We start from the raw sequence: 6,524 nt of genomic DNA on the forward strand, positions 1-6,524 counted from the left end.
ATGAAAGAGTTTTTTGATAAACTTATTGGCAAAATGAATCCGCCGAAAGAAGAAGAGATTAAAGCAATCAAAGAGGATGATCAATTAAGTAGGCAAGTAGCAGCAATTTATGGATTGCTTGCAGCTATTTTGGGTTCGGATAAGCTAGTGCTTAGAGCCGGTAAGCTTGACGCATTAGAACAAATGCGTTCAGACGATATAAAAGAGCGGATTCTCGCTTTAGAAAAACTAGTATATGAGAATCCGACTTTAGATAAATTACCGGAGGATGAGGAGATTCCAAAAATCCTTGAGGGATTAGAAGAAGAAATTGCAGATATTATGGCGAGACGGACGGTCGAGGAAAAGATTGAGAAAAAGATTTCCGACAAGATGGACGAACGTCATCAAGAGTATGTAAAAGAAATTAAGATGCAAGTCCTTAAAGAGGAAAATGCATCAATAGAAAATGCCCAGACGTTAAAGCGCTATGCAGATTTAGAAGCAATGGATGAAAGAAAACTGACAAAATCAGTAATGGAGTTACTTCGTCCGAGTAGCTTAGCTGAAGTTGTTGGACAAGAGCGGGCGATAGAATCACTTCGGGCAAAACTTAGTTCGCCATATCCACAGCATCTCATTTTGTATGGTCCACCTGGTGTAGGGAAGACGACAGCTGCGAGATTAGTATTAGAGGAAGCTATTCAAACGAAGTTTACGCCTTTCGAGAAGGAGGCACCGTTTGTTGAAACAGATGGCACAACACTTCGCTGGGATCCTCGGGATATGACAAATCCGCTTATGGGTTCAGTCCATGACCCGATTTATCAGGGGGCAAAACGTGATTTGGCTGAAACAGGTGTTCCTGAACCAAAACCGGGATTAGTTACTGAGGCCCATGGTGGTATCCTATTCATTGATGAAATTGGCGAAATGGATGCAATGCTGCAAAACAAATTATTAAAAGTGCTTGAAGATAAAAGGGCATATTTTGATTCGGCTTATTATGATCCAAGTGATGAAAATGTGCCGAAGTATATCAGAAAATTGTTTGAGGAGGGTGCACCGGCGGACTTTGTTTTGATTGGTGCAACTACGCGCGAAGCTGGATATATAAATCCGGCGCTTCGTTCAAGATGTGCTGAAATTTACTTTGAGCCGCTAACACCACAGCATATTCAAAAGATTGTGCTCAATGCTGCTGAAAAGTTAGAAGTAAATATTTCCTCGGAAATAGCTGCTTTGATTAGTGAATATACGATTGAAGGTCGTAAAGCGATTAACATCTTGGCAGATGCATATAGTCTTGCACTTCAGCGGGGCAATCATACTGCAATGAGCAATGTGACGATTATAAAGGACGATATTTATAAAGTGGTTCAAGTAAGCCGCCTATCACCATTTGTAAACAATAAATCCTCAAAACAAGCTGAAGTAGGAAAGGTATTTGGATTAGGTGTATCTGGATTTTTAGGTTCAGTGATTGAGATTGAAGCTGTAGCTTTTCCGGCGCATGAAAAAGGAAAAGGCACAATTCGTTTTAATCAGACTGCTGGAAGTATGGCAAAAGATTCTGTTTTTAACGCAGCTGCGGTAGTACGAAAGACTACGGGAAGAGATTTAAACGATTATGACGTGCATGTTAATGTTATTGGCGGAGGTAATATTGACGGCCCTTCTGCTGGAACGGCAATTTTAGCGGCATTGATTTCAGCTTTGGAAGAAAAACCAATTCGCCAAGAGGTGGCTGTTACAGGTGAAATATCTATTCAGGGCAGAGTTCGCCCCGTAGGCGGAGTTTTTGAAAAAGCTTATGGCGCAAAGCAGGCGGGAATTACTACGCTTGTTATCCCAAAAGAAAATGAAAAAGACATTCCTAAAGGACATCTTGGTCTTGAGATTCACGGTGTTGAAACTGCTGAGGAAGCATTAAATATACTTTTTGAGAAATAGTGAAATGATATGCAGAAAATCATGGATTGATTTTCTTGCATATCATTTTCTTGCCATTGGGTGTAGAAAGGGGGATTTTGGATGATTGAACGCGTTCCACCACAAAATATTGAAGCGGAGCAGGCCGTCTTAGGCGCAATGTTGATTGAAAAAGAAGCAATTTCAAAAGTTGCTGAATTTGTAAAAGGGGCAGACTTTTATCGCGAAGCACATCGAATTATTTTTGATGTAATGCTTGAGTTATTTAATAAAAATGAAGCTGTTGATTTAGTTACAGTAATCGAACTTTTGCGAAAAAATGACCAGCTGGAAAAGGTTGGAGGCATAGCCTATGTTACCTCACTTGCCAATAGCGTACCGACGGCGGCAAATGTAACCTATCATGGAAAGATTGTTGAGGAAAAAGCACTGCTTCGGCAACTAATTAATTCGGCAACTGAAATTGCGGGGATGGGTTATGAGGATAGTGAAGAGGTCGCCGATATTCTCGATAAAGCGGAGAAAAAAATCCTTGAAGTATCGGAAAGAAAAATTAATGGGGATTTTACGCCAATCAAAAAAATTGTCTTAGATACCTTTAGTAAGATTGAGCAGCTGTATGATTCTAAAGGGGGAATCACAGGTCTTTCTACGGGCTTTAAAGATTTAGACAAATTAACATCAGGGCTTCAACCTTCTGATTTAATCTTAATTGCGGCACGTCCGAGTATGGGGAAAACGGCATTTACATTAAATATTGCTTCGCATGTTGGGATCCGGGAGAAGAAGGCTGTTGCCTTTTTCTCGCTTGAAATGTCGAAAGAGCAGCTTGTTCAACGTATGATTTGTTCTGAAGCGCCGATTGATTCACAACGGCTTAGAGTTGGGGATTTAGAAGACCGCGATTGGACGAAACTGATTGGTGCGGCAGATAAATTGGCATCTTCACCAATTTTTATTGATGATACGCCAGGAATTACTGTTATGGAGATGCGTTCGAAAGCTCGAAGATTAAAAATTGAGCATGATTTACAGTTGATTATCATTGACTATTTACAATTGATGCAGGGCAGTGGCAGTAAAGGTTCGGATAACAGACAACAAGAAATTTCCGAAATTTCACGTTCTCTTAAAGCGTTGGCGCGTGAGCTTAATGTTCCAGTGATTGCGCTTTCACAGCTTAGTCGTAGCGTTGAATCCCGACAAGTAAAAAAACCGATGCTCAGTGACTTGCGTGAATCAGGATCTCTAGAGCAAGATGCGGATATTGTGGCATTTTTATATCGGGAGGATTACTATGATCCCGATACGGAAAATAAAAATATTACTGATATTATCATAGCGAAACATCGTAATGGGCCTGTAGATACGGTGCAATTATTCTTCCATAAACACTTTACAAAATTCTGTGATTTGTCTCGTTTGCAAAATTAAATCTAGGCTAAAGAGACCCTATTTCAAAGAAAATCCAATGAATGTGGATATTTGTTCTAGAAATAGGGCTTTTGTCATTACAGACTAATAAGTATTTGACACTACTTGCAAATAAATGCTATGATAATCAAGGATAAGAAGAGAATAAATTTAGAGACACAAATGCAGGCGTAAATTTTATGCCTATTTGCGTTGTTTTTTTGTGTTTGGGCAATACTATTTGTTGATACATTTTGCATTCACGTGGCATAGAAATGTCAGTGATATATTGAGGAGGATATTGAGGAATGATTGAACGTTATACCAACCCTGAGATGGGTGCTATCTGGACTCTACAACATGAATTTGAAGTAATGCTTGATATTGAAATTGCTGCTTGTGAAGCTATGGCCGAACTTGGTCAAATTCCTAAAGAAGCAGTAAAAAATATTAGAGAGAAAGCGACTTTCGATCTTGATAGAGTGAAAGAAATTGAAAAAGTAACAAATCATGATATTATTGCATTTTTAACAAATGTGGCTGAATATGTAGGCGACGATTCAAAATACATACACAAAGGGTTGACTTCAAGTGATGTTAAAGATACAGCACTTGGGGTAATGATGAAACGCTCTGCTGATATCATTATTGAAGATTTAGAAAAATTCCGTGATGTATTAAAACGTCGTGCGGCAGAACACAAATATACAGTTTGCATTGGTAGAACACATGGGATTCATGCTGAGCCAATGACATTAGGATTAAAATTTGCACTTTGGTTAGATGAAGTGGAACGTAATATTGTACGTGTAAAAGCAGCAAGAGAAAGCGTTGCAGTAGGCAAAATTTCTGGTGCTGTTGGAACGTATGCAAACATTGATCCATTCATCGAAAAATACGTTTGTGAAAAAATGGGTATTAAAGCAGCTAATCTAGCTACACAAGTTATTCAAAGAGATCGCCATGCCGAATATATGACATCTCTTGCTATCGTGGCAAGTTCACTTGAAAAATTTGCGACAGAAGTTCGTAACTTGCAAAGAACAGACATCCGTGAAGTTGAAGAATACTTCAGCCCAGGACAAAAGGGTTCTTCAGCAATGCCGCATAAACGTAACCCAATTACTTGCGAACGCGTAGCAGGGCTTGCTCGTATCGTTCGTGGTAACGCACTTGCATCTTTAGAGAACGTATCTTTATGGCATGAACGTGATATTACGCATTCTTCCGTAGAACGTGTAATTTTACCAGACAGCACAATTACTGTGGATTATTGCTTACGCAAATTCACAAATATTGTGGATAAATTATTGGTATATCCAGATGCAATGAAAGCAAATATTGAAAAAACTGGCGGACTTATTTTCAGTCAACGCTTATTGCTTGCGATTGTAAGTAAAGGTGTACTTCGTGAAGATGCATATAAATGGGTACAAAGAAATGCAATGGCGAAATGGATGGAAGGCCAAGATTTCAAAACAAATGTATTTAACGATGAAGATATTAAAAAATACTTGTCTCACGAAGAAATTGAGGCTTGCTTTGAGTATTCTTACTACTTACGCTATGTAGATACTATCATGGCTCGTTTCGGTCTATAATAAAAGCTGCTTTTGTGGGCTTAATAAAGAGGTGTATATTATGTCATCAGTTGTCGTAATGGGAACCCAATGGGGCGATGAAGGTAAAGGTAAAATCGTTGACTATTTAGCTGAAAAAGCTGATGTTGTCGTTCGTTATCAAGGTGGCAGCAATGCAGGTCATACTGTTGTTGTAAAAGGAAAAGAATTTAAATTACGTTTATTGCCATCGGGTATTCTATATAAAGGGAAAAAATGCGTAATCGCCAATGGCGTAGTTATTGATCCTGGGGTATTGCTTGAAGAAATGGACGGAATGGTAGCAAAAGGTGTATCCATTGATGATATCCGAATTTCAAACCGTGCCCATGTCATTATGCCATATCATAAAGCGATTGATGAGCTATTCGAGGAAGCTCGTGGCGATAAAAAGATTGGTACGACAAAACGCGGGATTGGTCCGTGTTATATCGATAAAGATGATCGCATAGGAATTCGTATTGTTGATTTAATGGATGAAGAAGAATTCAGTGCAAAACTAAAAACAAATCTTGCGATTAAAAATAAATTATTAAAAGCTGTTTATAACCATGAAGGTTTTGACTTTGAAACAGTGAAAAAAGAGTATCTTGGCTATGCAGATCGTTTACGTAAACATGTAGTCGATACGTCTTCTTTACTAAATAAAGAATTAAATGCGGGCAAAAAAGTACTATTTGAGGGCGCGCAAGCAACTATGCTTGATCTTGACCATGGTACTTACCCTTATGTTACATCTTCGCATCCGATTTCAGGTGGTGTATCTGTAGGGGCAGGCATTGGTCCTAATAAAATTAATACAGTAGTTGGCGTAGTGAAAGCTTACACGACGCGTGTTGGTGAAGGCCCATTCCCAACTGAACAATTAAATGAATATGGTGAAAAAATTCGTGAATGTGGTCGTGAATTTGGCACAGTTACTGGGCGTTCCCGTCGTTGTGGATGGTTTGATGCATGTGTAGTTCGCTACGCAGGTCAATTAAGTGGCATTGACTATATGGCAATCACGCGTTTAGATATCTTAGATACATTTGATAAAATCGAAATGTGTGTAGGATATAAATATAAAGGCGAAATTCTAGATGAAATGCCTGCAAGCTTAAAAGTATTAGGGGATGTTGAGCCTATATATGAAACATTTGAAGGTTGGATGACAGATATTTCTGGCGTTCGATCCTATGATGAATTACCTGAAAAAGCTCGTAAATATATTGAGCGCATGGCAGAGGTAACAGGAATTAAGATTGGTATTGTTTCTGTTGGTCCAGGTCGTGAGCAAACAATTGTATTAAAAGAAGTGTTTTAAGTTTAGTTCAGATAGATCTAAATGTGCATGAAATAGGGAATGGTAAGGTAATCTTATCCATTCCTTATTTTAAAAAAAATGTTGACAAGCATATTTATCTGCATTATAATATTGTCTTGTGAGTAATACGATCCACTAGCTCAGTCGGTAGAGCACCTGACTTTTAATCAGGGTGTCCCGCGTTCGAGTCGCGGGTGGATCACCATTGTGGCCCGTTGGTCAAGCGGTTAAGACACCGCCCTTTCACGGCGGCTTCACGAGTTCGAATCTCGTAC

At 39.0% G+C, this 6,524-nt stretch carries 4 protein-coding genes and 1 tRNA gene; all 5 read left to right on the plus strand.

Features of this window, described 5'->3' with window-relative positions:
* The 5 genes from lonC to ACWZFG_RS11840 all read left to right on the plus strand — a co-directional run bounded on the left by lonC (window position 1) and on the right by ACWZFG_RS11840 (window position 6,454).
* The gene (lonC, locus tag ACWZFG_RS11820) at window positions 1-1,932 is read left to right on the plus strand and encodes a Lon family ATP-dependent protease (protein ID WP_177504591.1); all 1,932 of its coding nucleotides are present in this window, start codon (window positions 1-3) and stop codon (window positions 1,930-1,932) included.
* Between the two features lie 81 nt (window positions 1,933-2,013).
* Window positions 2,014-3,345: a replicative DNA helicase gene (gene dnaB, locus ACWZFG_RS11825; RefSeq protein ID WP_147669499.1), complete on the plus strand. Its 1,332-nt coding sequence runs from the start codon at window positions 2,014-2,016 to the stop codon at window positions 3,343-3,345.
* 287 nt (window positions 3,346-3,632) lie between these two features.
* Window positions 3,633-4,925, plus strand: a complete 1,293-nt coding sequence (purB, locus tag ACWZFG_RS11830; protein WP_147669500.1) for an adenylosuccinate lyase — start codon at window positions 3,633-3,635, stop codon at window positions 4,923-4,925.
* A gap of 40 nt (window positions 4,926-4,965) precedes the next feature.
* On the plus strand, window positions 4,966-6,249 hold the full coding sequence (locus ACWZFG_RS11835) for an adenylosuccinate synthase (protein WP_418626781.1): 1,284 nt from the start codon (window positions 4,966-4,968) through the stop codon (window positions 6,247-6,249).
* Between the two features lie 129 nt (window positions 6,250-6,378).
* Window positions 6,379-6,454 (plus strand) — tRNA-Lys (locus tag ACWZFG_RS11840).
* Window positions 6,455-6,524 lie beyond the last annotated feature (70 nt).

Source organism: Anaerosinus sp., assembly GCF_965318445.1.